This window comes from Thermosynechococcus sp. FA-CM-4201 (assembly GCF_054689355.1).
In genome coordinates, this window is sequence record NZ_CP079920.1 from 1,061,749 (window position 1) to 1,078,909 (window position 17,161).

General features: G+C 54.7%; 22 protein-coding genes. 8 read left to right on the forward strand and 14 right to left on the reverse strand.

The genetic code is table 11. The features are described 5' to 3' along the window. Positions 1–5: 5 nt before the first annotated feature. The 8 genes from KV190_RS05175 to speA form a co-directional block, all read right to left on the reverse strand. A complete protein-coding gene (locus KV190_RS05175; RefSeq protein ID WP_011057637.1) occupies positions 6–410 on the reverse strand; it encodes an NIL domain-containing protein in 405 nt (134 codons plus the stop codon). A gap of 38 nt (positions 411–448) precedes the next feature. Beyond that, positions 449–1,966, reverse strand: a complete 1,518-nt coding sequence (locus KV190_RS05180) for a CapA family protein (protein ID WP_460194889.1) — start codon at positions 1,964–1,966, stop codon at positions 449–451. Positions 1,967–2,062: 96 nt separating this feature from the next. Continuing rightward, entirely contained in the window at positions 2,063–2,533 is a 471-nt protein-coding gene (locus KV190_RS05185) for a CBS domain-containing protein (protein WP_460194890.1), read from the reverse strand. Positions 2,534–2,535: 2 nt separating this feature from the next. Further along, positions 2,536–2,967 (reverse strand): chorismate mutase, encoded by a 432-nt coding sequence (gene aroH, locus KV190_RS05190; RefSeq protein WP_149819637.1) that lies wholly within the window; start codon positions 2,965–2,967, stop codon positions 2,536–2,538. Positions 2,968–2,997: 30 nt separating this feature from the next. Further along, on the reverse strand, positions 2,998–3,822 hold the full coding sequence (gene sppA / locus KV190_RS05195) for a signal peptide peptidase SppA (protein ID WP_149819639.1): 825 nt from the start codon (positions 3,820–3,822) through the stop codon (positions 2,998–3,000). A 60-nt stretch (positions 3,823–3,882) separates the two neighbouring features. Then, on the reverse strand, positions 3,883–5,049 hold the full coding sequence (locus KV190_RS05200) for an S-layer homology domain-containing protein (RefSeq protein WP_460194891.1): 1,167 nt from the start codon (positions 5,047–5,049) through the stop codon (positions 3,883–3,885). A gap of 13 nt (positions 5,050–5,062) precedes the next feature. Further along, positions 5,063–5,449 (reverse strand): hypothetical protein, encoded by a 387-nt coding sequence (locus tag KV190_RS05205; RefSeq protein WP_460194892.1) that lies wholly within the window; start codon positions 5,447–5,449, stop codon positions 5,063–5,065. Between the two features lie 8 nt (positions 5,450–5,457). Further along, complete coding sequence (gene speA / locus KV190_RS05210) at positions 5,458–7,371, reverse strand: biosynthetic arginine decarboxylase (protein WP_460195230.1); 1,914 nt, start codon at positions 7,369–7,371, stop codon at positions 5,458–5,460. Between the two features lie 156 nt (positions 7,372–7,527). Between speA and accC the strand changes: the two genes are divergently transcribed. The 8 genes from accC (at position 7,528) to KV190_RS05250 (ending at position 13,589) form a co-directional block, all read left to right on the forward strand. Then, positions 7,528–8,889 (forward strand): acetyl-CoA carboxylase biotin carboxylase subunit, encoded by a 1,362-nt coding sequence (accC, locus tag KV190_RS05215; protein ID WP_286625194.1) that lies wholly within the window; start codon positions 7,528–7,530, stop codon positions 8,887–8,889. Beyond that, positions 8,889–9,959, forward strand: coding sequence for an undecaprenyldiphospho-muramoylpentapeptide beta-N-acetylglucosaminyltransferase (murG, locus tag KV190_RS05220; protein ID WP_460194893.1), 1,071 nt, complete (start codon positions 8,889–8,891; stop codon positions 9,957–9,959). Before accC ends, murG begins: the two co-directional genes overlap by 1 nt. A gap of 10 nt (positions 9,960–9,969) precedes the next feature. Then, positions 9,970–10,464, forward strand: coding sequence for a low molecular weight protein-tyrosine-phosphatase (locus KV190_RS05225; RefSeq protein WP_460194894.1), 495 nt, complete (start codon positions 9,970–9,972; stop codon positions 10,462–10,464). Beyond that, a complete protein-coding gene (purM, locus tag KV190_RS05230; RefSeq protein ID WP_460194895.1) occupies positions 10,464–11,489 on the forward strand; it encodes a phosphoribosylformylglycinamidine cyclo-ligase in 1,026 nt (341 codons plus the stop codon). The genes KV190_RS05225 and purM overlap by 1 nt, the downstream gene beginning before the upstream one ends. Before the next feature lie 79 nt (positions 11,490–11,568). Further along, positions 11,569–12,240: a Uma2 family endonuclease gene (locus KV190_RS05235; RefSeq protein WP_460194896.1), complete on the forward strand. Its 672-nt coding sequence runs from the start codon at positions 11,569–11,571 to the stop codon at positions 12,238–12,240. 24 nt (positions 12,241–12,264) lie between these two features. Next, entirely contained in the window at positions 12,265–12,927 is a 663-nt protein-coding gene (locus KV190_RS05240) for a Uma2 family endonuclease (protein ID WP_460194897.1), read from the forward strand. Positions 12,928–12,931: 4 nt separating this feature from the next. After that, on the forward strand, positions 12,932–13,249 hold the full coding sequence (gene mntA / locus KV190_RS05245; protein ID WP_460194898.1) for a type VII toxin-antitoxin system MntA family adenylyltransferase antitoxin: 318 nt from the start codon (positions 12,932–12,934) through the stop codon (positions 13,247–13,249). Between the two features lie 34 nt (positions 13,250–13,283). After that, on the forward strand, positions 13,284–13,589 hold the full coding sequence (locus KV190_RS05250) for a zinc ribbon domain-containing protein (RefSeq protein WP_460194899.1): 306 nt from the start codon (positions 13,284–13,286) through the stop codon (positions 13,587–13,589). A gap of 19 nt (positions 13,590–13,608) precedes the next feature. Here KV190_RS05250 and KV190_RS05255 read toward each other — a convergent pair whose 3' ends face one another. Genes KV190_RS05255 through KV190_RS05280 form a run of 6 tightly spaced genes read right to left on the reverse strand, consistent with a single transcriptional unit; the run spans position 13,609 to position 17,154 of the window. Continuing rightward, entirely contained in the window at positions 13,609–14,268 is a 660-nt protein-coding gene (locus KV190_RS05255) for a Na(+)/H(+) antiporter subunit B (protein WP_460194900.1), read from the reverse strand. Beyond that, a complete protein-coding gene (locus KV190_RS05260) occupies positions 14,265–14,795 on the reverse strand; it encodes a DUF4040 domain-containing protein (RefSeq protein ID WP_460194901.1) in 531 nt (176 codons plus the stop codon). The genes KV190_RS05255 and KV190_RS05260 overlap by 4 nt, the downstream gene beginning before the upstream one ends. Then, positions 14,788–15,066 carry a monovalent cation/H(+) antiporter subunit G gene (locus KV190_RS05265; protein WP_460195231.1) on the reverse strand — a complete coding sequence of 93 codons (279 nt, stop codon included), beginning with the start codon at positions 15,064–15,066 and terminating at the stop codon, positions 14,788–14,790. The genes KV190_RS05260 and KV190_RS05265 overlap by 8 nt, the downstream gene beginning before the upstream one ends. Before the next feature lie 14 nt (positions 15,067–15,080). Beyond that, entirely contained in the window at positions 15,081–15,341 is a 261-nt protein-coding gene (locus KV190_RS05270) for a hypothetical protein (protein ID WP_181495024.1), read from the reverse strand. Then, complete coding sequence (locus KV190_RS05275; RefSeq protein ID WP_460194902.1) at positions 15,338–15,727, reverse strand: Na+/H+ antiporter subunit E; 390 nt, start codon at positions 15,725–15,727, stop codon at positions 15,338–15,340. The genes KV190_RS05270 and KV190_RS05275 overlap by 4 nt, the downstream gene beginning before the upstream one ends. Further along, positions 15,724–17,154, reverse strand: a complete 1,431-nt coding sequence (locus tag KV190_RS05280) for a cation:proton antiporter (RefSeq protein ID WP_460194903.1) — start codon at positions 17,152–17,154, stop codon at positions 15,724–15,726. The genes KV190_RS05275 and KV190_RS05280 overlap by 4 nt, the downstream gene beginning before the upstream one ends. Positions 17,155–17,161 lie beyond the last annotated feature (7 nt).

Here is a 17,161-nt window from a genome sequence, read left to right on the forward strand (position 1 = left end):
CTCAATCAAAAGTTGGTGTGAATCGCCTCCATGGGACACGCGGCAACACATTGCTCACAGACAATGCAACGGGAGCGGGTAAATTGGAGTTGAAAGGTCTCTGGATGCAGCGTCAGCGCCTGAGTGGGGCATACCCCTGTACAGAGGCCACAGTGGACACAGGCCTGCTCATCAATCACAATTTCACGGCTGGCGAGGGAAACCTCAATATTCTGCTGCCGCAACCATTCTAGGGCGGCCTCCATTTGATCAATGTCCCCAGCCAATTCTAGAACCAGTTTGCCCACTTGGTTAGGTGCCACTTGGGCGCGAATGATATTGGCAGCAATGTTAAAGTCCTTGGCCAAGCGATAAGTGACGGGCATTTGAATCGTCCGTCGGGGGAATGTCAATGTGACTCGCTTTTTCACTAGTCGAAATGTTTAAACCGCAAGTATTTTTACTCTAACTAGGATTGGGAATCGGTGCTGACAATCTCACCGAGGCGTTCAATCTGCAAGGGGGTGTTGGGAAAGTCGGCTTGGGTTAAACGGCGAATCAGTTGCACACTGGCAAAGTTTTGATCAATGTGGGGAATCCCCTTGGCATCTAGGCGTACAGGAATGACTTTTCCTTGAAGGAAGCGGCCAGAACCGTCGAGTTCGACATCGAGAATCAGCGACTTGCCAAGGGTACCGTGGCTGCTCAAGGTCTGATAGCCGACAAAGTTCCCTAAGGAATAGGCAATGAGGCGACCTTTGTACAATTCAAGGGCACGGGGGACATGGGGACCATGACCTAAGATTAAATCGGCACCATTGTCAATCATGGTGCGGGCAAACTGAACCACGTTGCCGCGGTCTTCGCCATAGAAGTACTCGGTGCGATCGCGGGTGTGAATTTGATCGCTGCCTTCGGCGCCACCGTGGAAACTGACAACCACAATATCAGCGTTTTGCTTGGCCTTCTGTACAAGAGCGGCACCGGCCTTGAGGTCTTGAATGCGATTTTGGCCGTAGTAGGTGGCAAAGCCAATAAATGCGGTTTTCAGGCCATTGGCTTCGAGGTAGGTAATTTGATTGAGATCACCAATGGCGGTCATGCCAGCGGCGTTGATGTGGCGAATCGTATCGCGAAATCCCTGCTCATTAAAGTCGTAGCTGTGGTTGTTGGCAATGTTGAGGACATTGAAACCGGCTTGGCGCAACACCTGTGCATAACTGGGCGGGGAGCGAAAGGCAAAACTGCGACCACTACTGGTGTTTTTGAAGGGATGGGGATAATCGGTAAGGGTACTTTCGTAATTGCCAAAGAGGAAATCTGCCCCCTGAAGATAGGGTTTCACTTGGGCAAAGAGCTTTTGCGGATCCGCAGGCAAGCGGTTACTCGGAAAATTGGTGCCAAGGACAATATCGCCAACGGCCTTAATCCGCAAACGGCGATCGCTCGGGGCGGGTGGGGGGGGCACAAGGGGAACGTCCGGTTCAGGGGTTGTAATGGCTGGACTGGGTTCCGCACTCGGCGGGGCATCGACACTAAGTTGATTTTGTAGGGTGAGGGCAACAGCACCCGTGCCCGCGATCGCCAGTAAACTGAGGGCAAAAGCACTAACCGCCTGATGGGATGGGGTAGTGGCAGGTGTTGCTGGATTTGGGCTTGCTTGAGCAGACGGCGCTGCTGGTAAGGTCTCCTGTAAGTCAACGGTCTGTGTCCATTCTGGCCATTCTTCGCCAAGGAGCCGAGCATGGAGCCGTACACGTAGAACCCCTTGGGGCGCCAGTTGCTTGAGGCCTCGGCAAACAAACTGAACGCAGACTTGGGGGGGGAGCGATCGCGCCGCTTCAAACATAATTTGTAAACAGTCACCCCGTCGCCGGACGAGGGCACGCACCCCCTTAGCCTGAAGCGTGCGGTTCATCAAATGGGCAATGGCCTCTGCTTGACCCTGCCGTGCCTGCTGCCAAATCAAATCAAGGGAAGCGGTCATGATCAAGGAACCCTCAGGCGATCGCGAGCAAACCTGTGGTTATTCTATGGGAAGTCACCAATCTTGAAAGTTAGTGTCAGGCCAATTTGACAAACGTCACGCAGAGGTTTCTTGGGTATGCAAGGCTCGCAACAGATCATGACGGCTAATAATGCCGACCAATTCCCCTTGGGCATTCAAGACCGGCAGGCGACTAATGTGGTGATTCACCATGAGGCGAGCCGCTTCGGAAATGGGTGCATCGACGTTAATCGTGTGGGGGTTGGGGGTCATGACATCTTGCACCTGCTGGCCGAGGGTTTTCTTGAGGTGTTGATGAAAGGATTCTGGAGACTCAAAGTAAATGATGCTGCCTAGGAACGTAATGTACAACGGCGGCTCTAGAGGCGCTTCGCGCACAATCAGGTCAGCTTCAGACACCAAGCCCACCAATTTGCCTTGGTCATCCACGACGGGGAGGCCGCGCACCTGTTTTTCTTCCATAAGGCGAACTGCCTCAGAAATCGGGGCATCGGCACGAATGGTAAAGGGGTTGGGGGTCATGTAGTCACGGACAAGAGCGGTCATAGTTAACCTAGAGAATGAGAGGACAGATGGAGGGGATGGTAGTCGCCGTGCATTGCCAGATCGGGACGGAGGCTCTGGGCATGGCGCAGGTAGGCATGGTAAATCGGTTGATCGGGGTTGGGGGTGTTGAAGTAAATCAAGCAGCGGATACAGCGGGGTAAGCCTCCCTCCACATGCATTTGTTGGACATCAAGGAGAGGAATGTTGCGCCAATGGGGGCATTCACGGGCGATCGCTGCCGGAAAGATCTGATCGAGGTCACGGGTAACAGAGAAGGTAACACTAATCACTTCCGAGAAATCGAGGGCATTGCGCCGCTCAATCTCGCCGAGGAGTTCCAAAACCGCCTCACGGATTGCTGGAATTGAATTTTCAGTGGCGGTAGTTGCTCCACGAATTGCTCGGACGCGCCAGCCCACAGTGTGCTCCTCCATCAAGACATCCGCAAGGGTACTGTATCCAGCTTAGGGGCGATAGAGCCATAGGGGAAGTCCATTGGTGGCCATTTCAAATTCCAACCAGTCGAGACCCGCTTGCCACGGAAAGGGGAATCGTTCCTGCTGACGCGGAAACAGCCGAGCCAAGGGCGACTTGGGTTCTTCGATGGTTTGCACCTTGGTTTTGTCGGGGTCAAGTCCAGCCAGTTCCGCCAACCAGCGCCGGGCATCCTCCTCGGTTCCTAAGCGATCCACGAGTCCGAGAGCTAGGGCCTGTTCACCAGTAAAAACACGGCCATCGGCAAAACTGCGCACAGTTTCGACATCGAGGTTACGGCCTTCGGCCACGGTTTGGACAAATTGGTGATAGCTGGTGTCAATGAGGTCTTGGAGAATGCGGATTTCTTCCTCAGTAAGGTCGCGATCGAACGCAAGAATGTCCTTGTAGGGGCCAGACTTGATCACCTTGAATGAGACCCCCACCTTGTCGAGGAGCCGTTGCAAATTGTTGCCCCGCAGGATGACGCCAATACTGCCCGTAATGGTGCCGGGGTTGGCCATGATGTGCTGTGCCCCCATACCGATATAAACCCCACCAGAGGCAGAGATATTGCCAAAACTGGCAACGATTTTCATTTTCGACTGCAAACGCTTGAGGGCTGCATAGATTTCTTGGGAATCCCCGACGGTCCCGCCGGGACTATCAATGCGCACCAGTAGTGCCGGGTAGCCCCGTTCTTCAATGGTTTTCAGGGCTTTGAGGACACGACGGCGAGTACCCCCAGCGATCGCCCCCGTAATTTCGAGGCGGGCAATTTGACGATGGTAACCACGGGATAAGGGCCAAGGCATAGGCAGCAATCAGTTCAGCAAATCATAACAATTGACTCGGATTTCTAATCTAGCAAGGTTCTAGGAGGCAGAGGGCGGTGCTTGCTTCACCATTGCGGCTGAGAGTCCCTCGCTACCGTTGCCGATATACCACAGAGCTGCTGCGGCTTCGGCGTGGGTGACGGGTTTTTGGGGCTGGAGCAAGAGGGTTTCTCCCCAAACGCGGCGAATGTTCGCGAGATCCCCCGCGAGATAGTCAGCGGCCACGGCATTGATAGCAGGGGGAGCAATCCGTTGACTGTCCTTGAAGCCCCATGTTTGCTGAATGCGGTCAATCGTGCTGGGACTCAGCCGCCCCTGTTGATCGAGGGGCACTTTCCACTGCAACAGCGTTTCGCGGGTGAGGGGAGCGTTGGGGCGAAAGAGGGTACTGGTATCGCCGGTGAGGGGGCTGGGCAAAAATCCTGCCATCGCCAGTCCCTGAATATAGGGAAAGTCGGGATGATCGCGGGGGACATCTTGGAAAATAGGCGTGTCGTTGCGGCTGCCCAAGCGGATTTGGCGTGCGGGGCGATCGGCATAAAAGCGATTGTAGGTGGTCACCAGCCAACGCACAAACTGAGCGCGACTAATGGGGGCATTGGGTTGCAAGCGATCGCCCGTGGTGCTGAGAACCCCCAGTTCTGCCAAATCACGAATGGCGGGCTGGAGGGGAGCGGGGGCTTGATCGAGATCGGTAAAGGCTTGGGGTGCCGTGGGGTTGGGTTGGGGAGGCGGTGTGGCCGTGGTGCTATTGGTGGGTGTGTAGGCCACGGTGAAGGTTGTCAGGTTATTTTCGGGCACCGTGTTGATGGTGACGCTCACTTCCAGTTCAGCACTGCGCCCCTTGAGGGTGATCGCATTGTCGGCTACCTGCTGCTCCACCAATTGCCAGCCCGACTGTTGAAATTGTTGGCTATAGAATTGCTGAATGGCGATCGCTGGTGCAGGTGCTTGCCAGCGGGTTGCCGTGGTTTGGGGTGCCCCTGCTTGCGGCTGAGTGGCTACAAGCATCGCATTAGGAAACCGTAAATTCTCTGGCAGTGTTGTCGTCGGCTCTGGAGTGGGTGCCGCTGTGGGAGGATTCCCTGCCCATTGATCAGCATTGGGATCGGCAGCAAATAAATTTTGTAGCCCACTGCCCTCACAACTGCTGAGAAGCAGGGCACTCAGGAATAAAATCCATCCCCATTGGCGCGATCGCTTCAACGTTCTTCGACCCTCAGCTTGCTACCGTTTCACTCAGCACGGATTTCAACCGCCATAGAAGAAAAGTCTGCCCCAACTCTAGAGGCAGCGGTGTCACCCCCTCAATACAGGACTGTACCCAGCCCTCTCCCCACGACCATTCTTGCCAGCCCTCAATGGCCTGCCGCAGCACTAGAACCAGTCGCTCTGCTGTGAGCAGTTCTACGCGGTGTTCCAGTTTTAACCACAGGAATTCACTGGTGAAGGTATCCCCCACTTGCAGGCGATCGCCCGTCACCTGAATCTGTAGCGGCCACAACCACTGCCGTAACTGTGCTGGCTGCGTCAAATAATCCCGCAGTTGGTCTGCGGTGGCCGGCACCTCAATGCGTAAATGGCTTGATTGAAATGTTCCCAGCATCGCTTTCCCTAAGAGGATAGATACGTGTAGCTGCGCAAACTCCGCTCATAGTTTTCCAGTAGGTGCTGCGCTTCCGCCAATGTAATTTGCTGTTCCGCAAGGGCAGCCTCGGCACGGCGGCGGATTTTCTCAAGGAGGGCATCACATTGGTACTGCACATAACCGAGGACTTCTTGCATTGTATCGCCCCGCACCAAATGCTCAATTTCGTAGCCCTTGGGGGTTAGACGGATATGGACGGCATTCGTATCCCCAAAGAGATTGTGGAGATTGCCCATGATCTCTTGGTAGGCACCGTTGAGAAAAAGGCCAAGGTAGTAGGGTTCGCCGGGGCGAAAGGGATGGAGTTCCAAAACTGATTTCACATCCCGCAGGTCAATGAACTGGTCAATTTTGCCGTCGCTGTCGCAGGTGAGATCCGCAAGGATGCCCCGTTCTGTCGGTTCTTCATCAAGGCGGTGGATTGGCATGATCGGAAACAGTTGATCGATCGCCCAGCTATCGGGCACCGACTGAAACACCGATAGATTGATGTAGTAAATTGAAGCCATGATTTTCTCGAGGTCTTCGAGATCGTCGGGCACATATTCCTGCTGGCGAGCAATGTCGAGGATCTTGGCACAACAGGCCCAAAAGAGACTCTCTGCCCGTGCCCGCTCCGGCAAACTCAAGTAGCCAAAGTTAAAGAGACTGATCGCTTCCCCCTTAAATTGCAGGGCGTCGTTGTAGGCCTCTTGGTAGTTGTTCTCATCAATTGTTTGGTAGGTGTCGTAGAGGTTGCGGATAATCAGGTGCTCCTCTTCCGTGGCGGGTTCGGGGGTAATTTTGGGCACTTCACTGACCCCCAAGACATTGAAAATCAATACCGATTGATGGGAAGCAATGGCACGGCCACTCTCACTAATGAGGATGGGATCGGGAATGCCCCGCTGCCGACAGGCGTCCTTAATACCAGCCACGACATCACTGGCATAGTTTTGCATACTGTAGTTTTTCGAGGCATGGAAGTTGGTTTTCGAGCCGTCGTAGTCCACCCCCAAGCCGCCGCCCACATCGAGGTACTGCATATTGGCACCGAGGCGCACCAGCTCGCCATAAATTTGCCCCGCCTCGCGAATGGCATCCTTGATGACGCTAATGGCAGAGATTTGCGAGCCAATGTGAAAGTGCAACAGTTGCAGGGAGTTGAGCATTCCTGCTTCCCGCAGTTGTTCAACCGCTGTTAAAATCTCTGGCACGGTGAGACCAAACTTGGCGCGATCGCCAGCGGAGGTGCCCCAGCGCCCCACCCCTTGGGTACTGAGTTTTGCCCGCACACCCACAATTGGCTCAATGCCCAAGGCCTGACTGACAGCAATCACTTCCGCTACTTCTTCGGGCTGCTCAAGGACAATGATCGGGGTGTGGCCAAGGCGACGCGCCAGAATAGCCGTTTCAATGTAGCCGCGATCCTTATAGCCATTGCAGATCAGCAGTGCCCCCGGCGTATTGAGCATGGCCAAGGCAATCAGCAATTCCGGTTTTGATCCTGCCTCTAGGCCAAACTGATGGGACTGGCCAAAGCGCACAAGGGCTTCAATGATGTGGCGTTGTTGATTGCACTTGACGGGAAAGACCCCCTTGTAGGCTCCCTGATAGCCATAGCGGGCAATGGCGCGGGCAAAGCAAGCATTCAGTCGCTCAATGCGATCCTCAAGAATATCGGAAAACCGCAGCAGCAGGGGGAGGCCAATGTTGCGCTGTTGGAGCGCCTGCACCAGTTCATAGAGATCCAATGACCCACCGCGATCGCCCTTGGGAGAGACGGTGACATGACCCGCAGCATTAATCCCAAAGTAGGGTTCGCCCCAGCCCTGAATGCGGTAGAGCTGCTCGCTGTCCTCAATTGTCCAATTGCTGGTTTTCGTAACGGTCAATGCCATCGTGGGTGACACAGCAGCCATAGTGCGCTCCCAAATAAAACCCTGCTGATCCTAACTTGTTTTGGCCAGTGGCACCAATGCAATTGCTGTCGGCTTTTCGGAAGCGTTCGGCTGGCATGGTAGCATTAGGGATCGCTTCCCCTACCGTTGACCGCCATGGCCTTTACGAAAATTTTGATTGCCAATCGTGGCGAAATTGCACTGCGGATTCTACGCACCTGTGAGGAATTGGGCATTGCAACGGTTGCCGTCTATTCCACCGTAGATCGCCATGCCCTGCACGTGCAATTGGCCGATGAGGCGGTGTGCATTGGCGAAGCCCCCAGTAGCCGCAGCTATCTCAATATTCCCAACATTATTGCTGCTGCCCTCACCCGCCATGTTTCGGCGATTCACCCTGGCTATGGCTTTTTAGCGGAAAATGCCCGCTTTGCCGAGATCTGCGCCGACCACAAGATTACCTTTATTGGGCCGAGTCCCGCTGCCATGCGTGCTATGGGGGATAAATCCACCGCCAAAGCGACGATGCAACAGGTGGGGGTGCCGACGATTCCCGGCAGTGATGGACTGGTGCAGGATGAGGAAACTGCCCGGGCGATCGCCCGCAAAATTGGCTATCCTCTGATGATTAAAGCTACGGCTGGGGGGGGTGGCCGGGGGATGCGCTTAGTGCGCTCTGCCGAAGATTTAGGACGGGCCCTTAGTGCCGCCCAAGGGGAAGCGGAAGCGGCCTTCGGCAATGCCGGCGTCTATCTGGAGCGGTTTATTGAAAATCCCCGCCACATTGAGTTCCAGATTCTGGCGGATAGTTATGGCAATGTCATTCACCTTGGGGAGCGCGATTGCTCTGTACAGCGGCGTCACCAAAAGCTCCTTGAGGAGGCGCCTAGCCCTGCCCTCACCCCAGAACTGCGTGCCAAGATGGGAGCTGCCGCTGTCACTGCTGCCAAAGCCATTAACTACGTCGGTGCTGGCACCATTGAGTTTCTCCTTGACGGCCAAGACAACTTTTACTTTATGGAAATGAATACCCGCATTCAGGTGGAGCACACCGTCACGGAAATGATTACGGGGCTGGATCTGATTGCCGAGCAAATTCGCATTGCCCAAGGGGAACCCCTCAGCTTGACCCAAGAGCAGGTTGAGTTGCGCGGACACGCGATCGAGTGCCGCATTAATGCCGAAGACCCAGAGCGCAATTTCCGTCCCCATCCCGGTCGCATTAGCGGCTACTTGCCCCCCGGTGGCCCTGGAGTGCGCATGGACTCCCATGTTTATACTGACTATGAAATCCCCCCCTACTATGATTCGCTGATTGGTAAGTTGGTCGTGTGGGGGAGCGATCGCCCCGCTGCCATTGCCCGCATGAAGCGTGCCCTAAGAGAATGTGCAATTATGGGGGTGCCGACCACCATTCCCTTTCATCAGCAGGTGATGGATACACCGGAGTTCCGCAGCGGCATTGTCTATACCAACTTTGTCGATAAGCTCATGACCACATTGGGCTGGAACGTTTAATGCTTGGGCAAAGGAAACTACTGATTGCAGCGAGTGGTACCGGCGGGCATCTCTTTCCGGCACTAGCAGTGGCAGAAGAGTTACCTGAATATGAGATCCATTGGTTGGGGGTGCGCGATCGCCTAGAACAGCAATTGATTCCGCCCCATTACCCTCTGCATACAATCAACTTTGGTGGCGTCCAAGGCAAGACCCCCTGGGCAAGGCTGCGCCCCCTCTGGCAATTTTGGGGGGCTTTTTGGCAAACGCGCCAGTTGTTAAAACAGGGACACTTCCAAGGGGTGTTTACCACTGGTGGTTACATTGCAGCGCCCGCCATTTTAGCGGCTCGCAGTTTGGGGCGTGTCGCCCTGCTCCATGAATCCAACGCCCTACCGGGTAAAGTCACCCGCTGGCTGGCACCTTGGTGTACGCTGGTTGCCTTGGGTACCCCCGCGAGTTTGGCCTACCTCAAATCCAAACGGCTGAACCTACGGGTGACGGGCACCCCGGTGCGTCCCGATATTCTCAACCCCGGCGACTTGGAGTTGCCGATTCCCAAAGATGCGCCCCTGATTCTGGTGATGGGGGGGAGTCAAGGGGCAGTGGCCATCAATCGCCTTGTACGGGAAACGGTTCACCGCTGGCTCGATGCGGGGGCTTGGGTGGTGCATCTCACGGGCAACAATGATCCCGATGCCCAAAGTGTTCAGCATCCCCACTACCTCGTCTTTCCCTTCTTTGAACCCATGGGACCTCTGCTCCACCGCGCGGATATTGTCATTAGTCGAGCTGGCGCTAGTGCCTTGGCGGAACTGACCCTCACAGGAACCCCGGCGCTGTTGATTCCCTACCCCTATGCTGCTGAAGATCACCAAACAGTGAACGCTGAAGTGCTGGTGAGTGCCGGTGCTGCTGAAATGATCCCGCAATCGGCATTGACGGGCGATCGCCTCGGACGGATCATTTTAGAATGGCTAGGGCACCCGCAAAAATTACACGCCATGGCAGAGAATGCCCGCCAATTGGCCATGCCCAACAGCAGTCAGCAGGTCGCTGATCTCATTCGTATGCTGATTCCCGCCCCCTAGGAAACGCGCTATGCCCATCCGTCTGCTTTTTGTTTGTCTTGGTAATATCTGTCGCTCCCCTGCCGCCGAAGGGATCATGCAAGACCTGATCAAAAAGGCCGGCCTAGAGCATGAGATTCAGTGTGATTCCGCTGGCACCAGCAACTTCCACGTTGGCGATCCACCGGATGCCCGTATGGTGATGACGGCACGGCAACGGGGACTGCACTTGACCCATCGCGCCCGCCAATTTCATGCTGCTGACTTTGAGGAATTTGACCTAATTTTGGCGATGGATCGCGAAAACTACTACGATATTTTGCGCCTTGACCCCGAAGGGAAATACCGCGATAAAGTGCGGTTAATGTGCGATTTTTGCCGTCACCACGACGCGAAGGAAGTGCCCGACCCCTACTACGGCGGTCGTCAGGGGTTTGAGAAGGTGTTGGATCTGCTCACCGATGCCTGTGAGGGCCTTTTGGAGTATCTCAAGGCTCACTATCCCCAACTACAGGAGCAGCGCTGATGGACTACCGCAGTGCCGGTGTAGATGTGGCCGCTGGCCGTGCTTTTGTGGAGCAGATTCGCCCTTTGGTGCAGCGAACCCAACGACCGGAAGTGGTGGGGCGACTGGGGGGCTTTGCTGGGCTGTGTCAAATTCCCAAGGGCTATCGTCAACCCCTTTTGGTTTCAGGAACTGATGGCGTAGGTACGAAGCTAAAACTGGCTCAAGCCCTCGATCGCCACGATACTGTTGGCATTGATCTGGTGGCCATGTGCGTCAACGATGTCCTCACCTGCGGTGCTGAGCCGCTCTTTTTCTTGGACTACATTGCCTGTGGTCGTCTGGCGCCAGAAATTATGACCGCTGTGGTAGCGGGTATTGCCCAAGGGTGTGAAGCAGCCGGTTGTGCCCTCTTGGGGGGGGAGACAGCGGAAATGCCGGGATTCTATGCCGAAGGGGTCTATGACCTTGCGGGGTTCTGTGTTGGTGTCGTTGAGCAGGATCAGGTGCTGGATGGCACCCAAGTGCAGGTGGGGGATGTGGTCTTGGGATTGGCCAGTTCTGGGCTGCACAGCAATGGCTTTAGTTTGGTGCGTAAAATTGTCAGCGATCGCCAGCTCAGTTGGCAGGATACCCCCCTTGGTCCCCCTTCCCTTGGGGAGCTGTGCTTAGAACCAACCCGCCTCTACGTCCAACCCATTCGTGCGGCTTTAGGTCAAGGGATTCCCATCCACGGCATGGCGCATATTACGGGCGGTGGGTTGCCGGAAAATTTGCCCCGCTGTTTGGGCGAAGGGCGATCGGCTCAACTAGATCCAGACGCTTGGCCTATCCCGCCTCTGTTTCACTGGCTGGGGGAGATGGGGGACGTCAGCTTGGCCGAACTCTTTAACACCTTCAATATGGGCATTGGGTACACCGTGGTTTTACCCGCGTCAGCGGTTGCCGCGGCGCAGGCCTGCTTTGCTGAGTGGGGAATTGAGAGCTGGCCGATTGGCACCGTTGTTGCCGGCAGCGGTGAGGTATTGGGGTTACCGACTGTCTAATTGATGCACATTTGCCATCCAGCGTTTGGCTCCCGCCTAGAATAAAGGTGCTGGGTGCTATCACGAACGGTTGCGAAAAATGACGGCTCCTCTCCTCACCCTTGAAAGTGGCGATCGCCTCACCCGCGAGGAATTTGAGTACCGCTATGGCCGCTCTCCCCACATTAAGAAGGCGGAACTGATTAACGGAGTGGTATTTGTGGCCTCACCAATTCGGGTTAGAAACCACGCCCAGCCCCATAGCAACATTCTTGGCTGGCTCTTTCACTACAGTATTGAATTTAAGGGCTTCATGGTTTGCGATAACGCCACAGTCCGGCTTGATACCCAAAATGAAGTCCAACCCGACGTGCTATTACGCCTTGAGGAATCGGCGGGGGGTCAGTCGCGCATTAGTGCCGATGACTACATTGAAGGGGCACCAGAGTTAGTGATTGAAATTGCCTCTAGCAGTGCCGCCTACGATCTCCACGACAAGAAAGACCTCTATTGTCGTTTTGGCGTCAAGGAATATCTGGTGTGGGTGGTCTCAGAACAGGCCTTCTACTGGTATCACCGCGAGCAAGGGAGCTACGTTCAACAACAGCCCGATCGCGAGGGAGTACTTCGCAGTCAGGAATTTGCCGGCCTCTGGCTCAATTTGCCTGCCCTTTTGCAAGGGGATATGAAAAGCGTGATGCTCACATTACAACAGGGGCTAGCTTCCCCTGAATGCCAACGGTTTACTGAAGCCCGGAAGCGGCAATCATAATAAATCCAGCGTTGAGGCTACGAAATGACTCAATTAGTCAATGTCATCCCCCTTGAAAGTGGCGATCGCCTCACCCGCGAGGAATTTGAGTACCGCTATGGCCGCTCTCCCCACATTAAAAAAGCTGAACTGATCAATGGAGTCGTCTTTGTGGCTTCACCTGTCCGCTACCGCCTGCATGGTGTGCCCCATAGTCAAATGATGGTTTGGGCAGGCAATTATTGCATCGCTATTCCCCACCTGTTGATGGCTGGTAATGCCACGGTCAGGCTCGATGACAGGAATGAAGTCCAGCCCGATATTATCTTGCGCCTTGAGGAATCTGCCGGGGGGCAGTCGCGCATTAGTGCTGATGACTACATTGAAGGAGCACCAGAGTTAGTGATTGAAATTGCCTCTAGCAGTGCCGCCTACGATCTCCATGACAAGAAAGACCTCCATTGTCGTTTTGGCGTCAAGGAATATCTGGTGTGGGTGGTCTCAGAACAGGCCTTCTACTGGTATCACCGCGAGCAGGGGAGCTACGTTCAACAACAGCCCGATCGCGAGGGAGTGCTGCGTAGTCAGGAATTTGCTGGCCTCTGGCTGAACTTGCCTGCCCTTTTACAAGGGGATATGCAAAGGGTGATGCTGACATTGCAGCAGGGGTTGGCCACAACAAGCAATCCATCGTTCACTCAGGGATAGATCAATGCAGGAGCAAACCCTTGAAATGATTCTCGCCGTGATTCGCCGCTATCCAACGGTAAAAAAGGTTGTGCTCTTTGGGTCGCGGGCAAGGGGGGATGCCCAGCGGGGGTCTGATATTGATCTGGCGATCGCTGCTCCTGATATGGACTTTGACGAATATCTACGCCTGCGGCGTGAACTGGCCGAGCTAAACATTCCCTATATGGTGGACTTACTGAAGCTGGAGTACATTTCTGACCAAGCGCTACAGGAAAACATCCGTAACGAAGGGCAAATTTTGTATCAGGCAGAATCCTTGGAGAAACCAGAGGAATTGTAGTCATGGGCAATTCCTGAACTCGGTGTTGCCTTGGGTGGTCTGCAAGCGTGGCAAGGCGGTTGTCAAGGAGACAGCAGCGGGCACCTCTCAAGAGTGTCCTGACTGTGGCGAAGCAGTCCGCAAAACGCTATCAACCCGTTGGCATGAGTGTCCCTGTGGCTGTTCAATGCCTAGGGATATTGCCGCTGCATTCGTGGTGCGGAATCGATTTATCGGCGGTGGGGCGTACCGTCTTGAAAACGCCCCTGGAGAGGTTCTGGCGGGGATGACTTTCGGGTCATCTAGTCAAGATTCTGTGAACGGGGAATCTCCTGCTATACGCCTAGCGTTAGCGGGATGAGCGTCAAAGGACTATTGGATTAGAGCAGACCACGATAGCGAATAAACGTCAGTACTGCTGCCCACGACCCCAAGGCCACTTTCAGGGCAATGAGGATATTCAGCCAAGGAATCCAGCCACCACTGAGGAGTGTGCCAAACCGACCCGCAGGCAAAGCCACCCCTATTAACAGGCTGGCACCGCAGAGAATGAAAACAATCACGGAGATTTTTTCCCATGTGGCGGCATGGAAGCGACGATAAATGCTCTCTAGCCATTCTGGGGCTGAGGTAATGGCCACAAGACCGATCGCCGTCCCGCCAGCAACACCAGCCGCAAATCCACCCCCCGGACTCAGGTGCCCCCGCAAGGCCAACTCAATACACACGAGGGAGCAAATGGTGGCGCCAAATCTTGCCAACACAATCGAAGGTTGATCATTAAAGCGGCTAACGTGGCCAAGGGGTTTTTCATTGCTGAGCAAATACTGTGCCCCCATAATGGCAAGGGTGAATACCACCACTTCAAAAATGGTGTCATACAGGCGATTGCGCAAAATCACGGCGGTAACGGCATTGGGAATACCACTCTGGTTAACAAGGGTTTCGACAATGGGAATCGTTGGTACCGCAGGTAGGGTGGGGATCATCAGCATTTTCACCAGCAGTAGCACTGCCGCAATGCCATAGAGCCAAATCATGTCGCTGACTCCTCTTCACTGGGCAAGGGGTAATACACGAGTTCTGTAAGACTGGTGAGGTGGGGCTTGAGGATGGTGTAAAGGCGCGCTACACGGGTCATCGTTAATAATTGAGTGGTTTCTTCAGCGCATAGGGCGTGGATCTCGCGATCGCGGAGCGCTATTTTAAGTTGCTCAAACGTGGGATAAATGATTAATTCAACGCGCAAATGATAGGGGGCAACAGCTTCACGAATGGCTTCCAGTAAGTGATCCAAGCTATCAGTGGAGAGTGCCGAAGCTAAGATGCCCAATCGCAGCACCAAGGAAGAGCGTACTGCAACGGCGTAGAGCATAATTGAGAGCATCGTGCCCACAAGGGCTTCGGTCAACGCCACATCAGCAGCACCGAGAATGGCATAGAGGAGAGCCGCCACCGCACCAATAATGCCGCGAATTACAAGGGCGTGGTAGGGATTCTCCTGAAACACCAGCATTAGGGCCGTTAGGGGCAGGAGTGCAGTGACAGCAATGAGCCAGCTATCCATCAGTGTCCTCCCCTTGGGAGCAGTAGGCCAAAACGTAGCCCAGAATGGTGTTCCAGAGGGCAAGGGAGATCAATGCCAAGACTAGAAGCGGCCACTCGCGGGGAATGCGCAGCAAGACGCCGATCATGATCGCCATCGAACCTAAGGTATCGGAGATTGACAAAAAATGCAGTTTATAGAGGGGCGATCGCCGACCCACCAGCGGCCATGTTCCCCACAGCCAAAGAAAGAGACCAAAACTAATACAGGCATAACTGATCCACTGTAAAATCACTGACCCCCTCCCTAAAGATTGGCTACATCCCGTAGTCGCCGCAGAATCTGCGCCAGGAGCATCAGGGCACCATTACCCACACTAAGGATGATCACCCCCACAATGCCAATCATCCAATCATCCCGCTGCACTGACACCAGCAAGATCATAATGGCTGCCTTTGTGGCAATACTGGCAAAGGCCAACATCTTCGACCAGATGTGCTCCCCCTTCCAAGCCGCATAGAGGGGAATGCCCAGAATCAGCAGCATGATGACTAAAAAGGCCGTCATTTTTCCGGTCTGCGCTCCACTAGTTGATGCACTTCAAACCAGCCCTCCTCGTCGTAGTGCAGCACGATCGTCTTGGGGGTGAAGGTAATCGTAAAAATATCCAGAAAAATCAGACCGGGGGCACGAGTAGGATCAACGGGTTGACGGACGATCGCTTCATGACGATGGGGACGCACCATCATTTCAATAGCCTCAATATAGGCACGGGGAACAGCCATCGCCACTTTTCCTAGGGTACTCAGCCACTGCCGCAGTGTTGCCATACCCCCTCGCCCTTGGGGCAGCAGGAGCGAAACCAGAATCCCGATCGCCAGATTGACCAAGCCAAAGTCCGCCGTCAGCAGCAGCCAAATCGTCAGGCGCAGGGCAAAGTTCAAATAATTCATAGGGCTAACCCCACCAAGCCAAGTAAGAGTAACAGCATCACCCCTAGAAGGTGCTCTAGACGTTCCCAAGCCCCTCGCCAAGCGGATTCCCAGCGGGAGACCCCCAAGGCCACTAGACCACACCCTACCAAGGGCGGCAAAAAGGCGCGTAGCAAACTCATGCCACCACTGTAGGCTTCCATGTAGCCGGCATTGGCCAGAAATAGCCCACCCAAGAGCACCATGGTGGCGGCACTATAGCCCACGGGCATAAGAGTCTTGCTAGGATAGCGGGGCAAAAAGAGGAATTTGCTGTAAATTGTGGCGGTCAAAAAGCCAGCACCATAGAGGAGTCCCTGCTGCCACGGATCAAGGTAACTCAGGGTCAAGGCCTTAGCGGCGAATCCAGCAAGAAAAGGCACACCGACAATGCCATAACCGGCAATCATCAGGGCGATCGCCACTGGGCGCGGCAGACCCTCTTGGCGCAATTCACTAAGACGATAGTGGCACAGTTCCCCCACACTCAAAAAAAGACTGGCCTTGGCTAAGCCGTGCATCAGGGCATACAAACCCGCCGCCGGGGGGGCAATGATCACCCATCCTAGTTGGCCAAGGGTACTAAAGCTGAGCATCCGTCGTACATCATCGGCCACCAAGGCAAATATTGGGCCAAAAAAGATCGAGGCGAGGGCAAACAGCCGCACAATATCGGCAATGTCGCTATAGAGCAGACTGACGCGCGCAAGGCTAAACACCCCAGCATTTTCGACAATACCGGCTAGGAGAGCAGCAACCACAGGGGCAGCAACGACGTTGGTTTGGGGCAACCAAAGCCCACTAATGAAAATGGCGCCCTTGGCTAACAATGCCATCAAAATCAGTGCCACAGCCTCTGGCGGTGCCTGCATCAGGGCACTAAAGGCAAAACTATGGTTTGTCTGATAGACAAGCGCCACCCCCATTAGATAAAAGAGCATGGCCACGTTGCTCACCATCAGATAGCGCAGGCCAATCCAGAGGGGGCGATCGCTACGGGGATAGGCAATCAACAAAAAGACCACAATCCCCAGCACCTCAATATTGACGTAGAGACTGAGGAAATCCGCTGAAATAAAGACCGTGTTGGCACAGCCGTGGAGCAGACACAGCAGCACATAAAAGAATGCCTTATGACCTTCCTGCCATGTATGTAACAGCGCTGCCAAAATCACGAGGGCATTGGTGACAATAAAGTAGCCACTGAGGGGGTCAATGCTCAGGGAAATGCCAAAGCTATCGAGCAGGACAAAGGCAGTGTTGACTTGGTTGATGGTAATGCCTAAGCCGACACAGAGGGAAATAAGCGCGATCGCCAGCGTCAGACCCCGCGCCAAGGGGGGCAATAGGTAAAGCGTTAAACCCGCCACAAAGGGCAACAAAATCCAAGCGATCGCCAGCTCCGTCATTGCCACT

What these genes read in the sequence shown, in the direction of transcription:
- KV190_RS05185 (WP_460194890.1), bottom strand. Translation starts at nt 2,533, where the DNA reads ATGACCGCTCTTGTCCGTGACTACATGACCCCCAACCCCTTTACCATT.
- KV190_RS05255 (WP_460194900.1), bottom strand. Translation starts at nt 14,268, where the DNA reads ATGATTTGGCTCTATGGCATTGCGGCAGTGCTACTGCTGGTGAAAATG.
- KV190_RS05260 (WP_460194901.1), bottom strand. Translation starts at nt 14,795, where the DNA reads ATGGATAGCTGGCTCATTGCTGTCACTGCACTCCTGCCCCTAACGGCC.
- purM (WP_460194895.1), top strand. Translation starts at nt 10,464, where the DNA reads ATGGACTACCGCAGTGCCGGTGTAGATGTGGCCGCTGGCCGTGCTTTT.
- accC (WP_286625194.1), top strand. Translation starts at nt 7,528, where the DNA reads ATGGCCTTTACGAAAATTTTGATTGCCAATCGTGGCGAAATTGCACTG.
- KV190_RS05240 (WP_460194897.1), top strand. Translation starts at nt 12,265, where the DNA reads ATGACTCAATTAGTCAATGTCATCCCCCTTGAAAGTGGCGATCGCCTC.
- KV190_RS05225 (WP_460194894.1), top strand. Translation starts at nt 9,970, where the DNA reads ATGCCCATCCGTCTGCTTTTTGTTTGTCTTGGTAATATCTGTCGCTCC.
- KV190_RS05205 (WP_460194892.1), bottom strand. Translation starts at nt 5,449, where the DNA reads ATGCTGGGAACATTTCAATCAAGCCATTTACGCATTGAGGTGCCGGCC.
- KV190_RS05235 (WP_460194896.1), top strand. Translation starts at nt 11,569, where the DNA reads ATGACGGCTCCTCTCCTCACCCTTGAAAGTGGCGATCGCCTCACCCGC.
- KV190_RS05180 (WP_460194889.1), bottom strand. Translation starts at nt 1,966, where the DNA reads ATGACCGCTTCCCTTGATTTGATTTGGCAGCAGGCACGGCAGGGTCAA.
- murG (WP_460194893.1), top strand. Translation starts at nt 8,889, where the DNA reads ATGCTTGGGCAAAGGAAACTACTGATTGCAGCGAGTGGTACCGGCGGG.
- KV190_RS05270 (WP_181495024.1), bottom strand. Translation starts at nt 15,341, where the DNA reads ATGACGGCCTTTTTAGTCATCATGCTGCTGATTCTGGGCATTCCCCTC.
- aroH (WP_149819637.1), bottom strand. Translation starts at nt 2,967, where the DNA reads ATGGAGGAGCACACTGTGGGCTGGCGCGTCCGAGCAATTCGTGGAGCA.
- KV190_RS05280 (WP_460194903.1), bottom strand. Translation starts at nt 17,154, where the DNA reads ATGACGGAGCTGGCGATCGCTTGGATTTTGTTGCCCTTTGTGGCGGGT.
- sppA (WP_149819639.1), bottom strand. Translation starts at nt 3,822, where the DNA reads ATGCCTTGGCCCTTATCCCGTGGTTACCATCGTCAAATTGCCCGCCTC.
- mntA (WP_460194898.1), top strand. Translation starts at nt 12,932, where the DNA reads ATGCAGGAGCAAACCCTTGAAATGATTCTCGCCGTGATTCGCCGCTAT.
- speA (WP_460195230.1), bottom strand. Translation starts at nt 7,371, where the DNA reads ATGGCATTGACCGTTACGAAAACCAGCAATTGGACAATTGAGGACAGC.
- KV190_RS05275 (WP_460194902.1), bottom strand. Translation starts at nt 15,727, where the DNA reads ATGAATTATTTGAACTTTGCCCTGCGCCTGACGATTTGGCTGCTGCTG.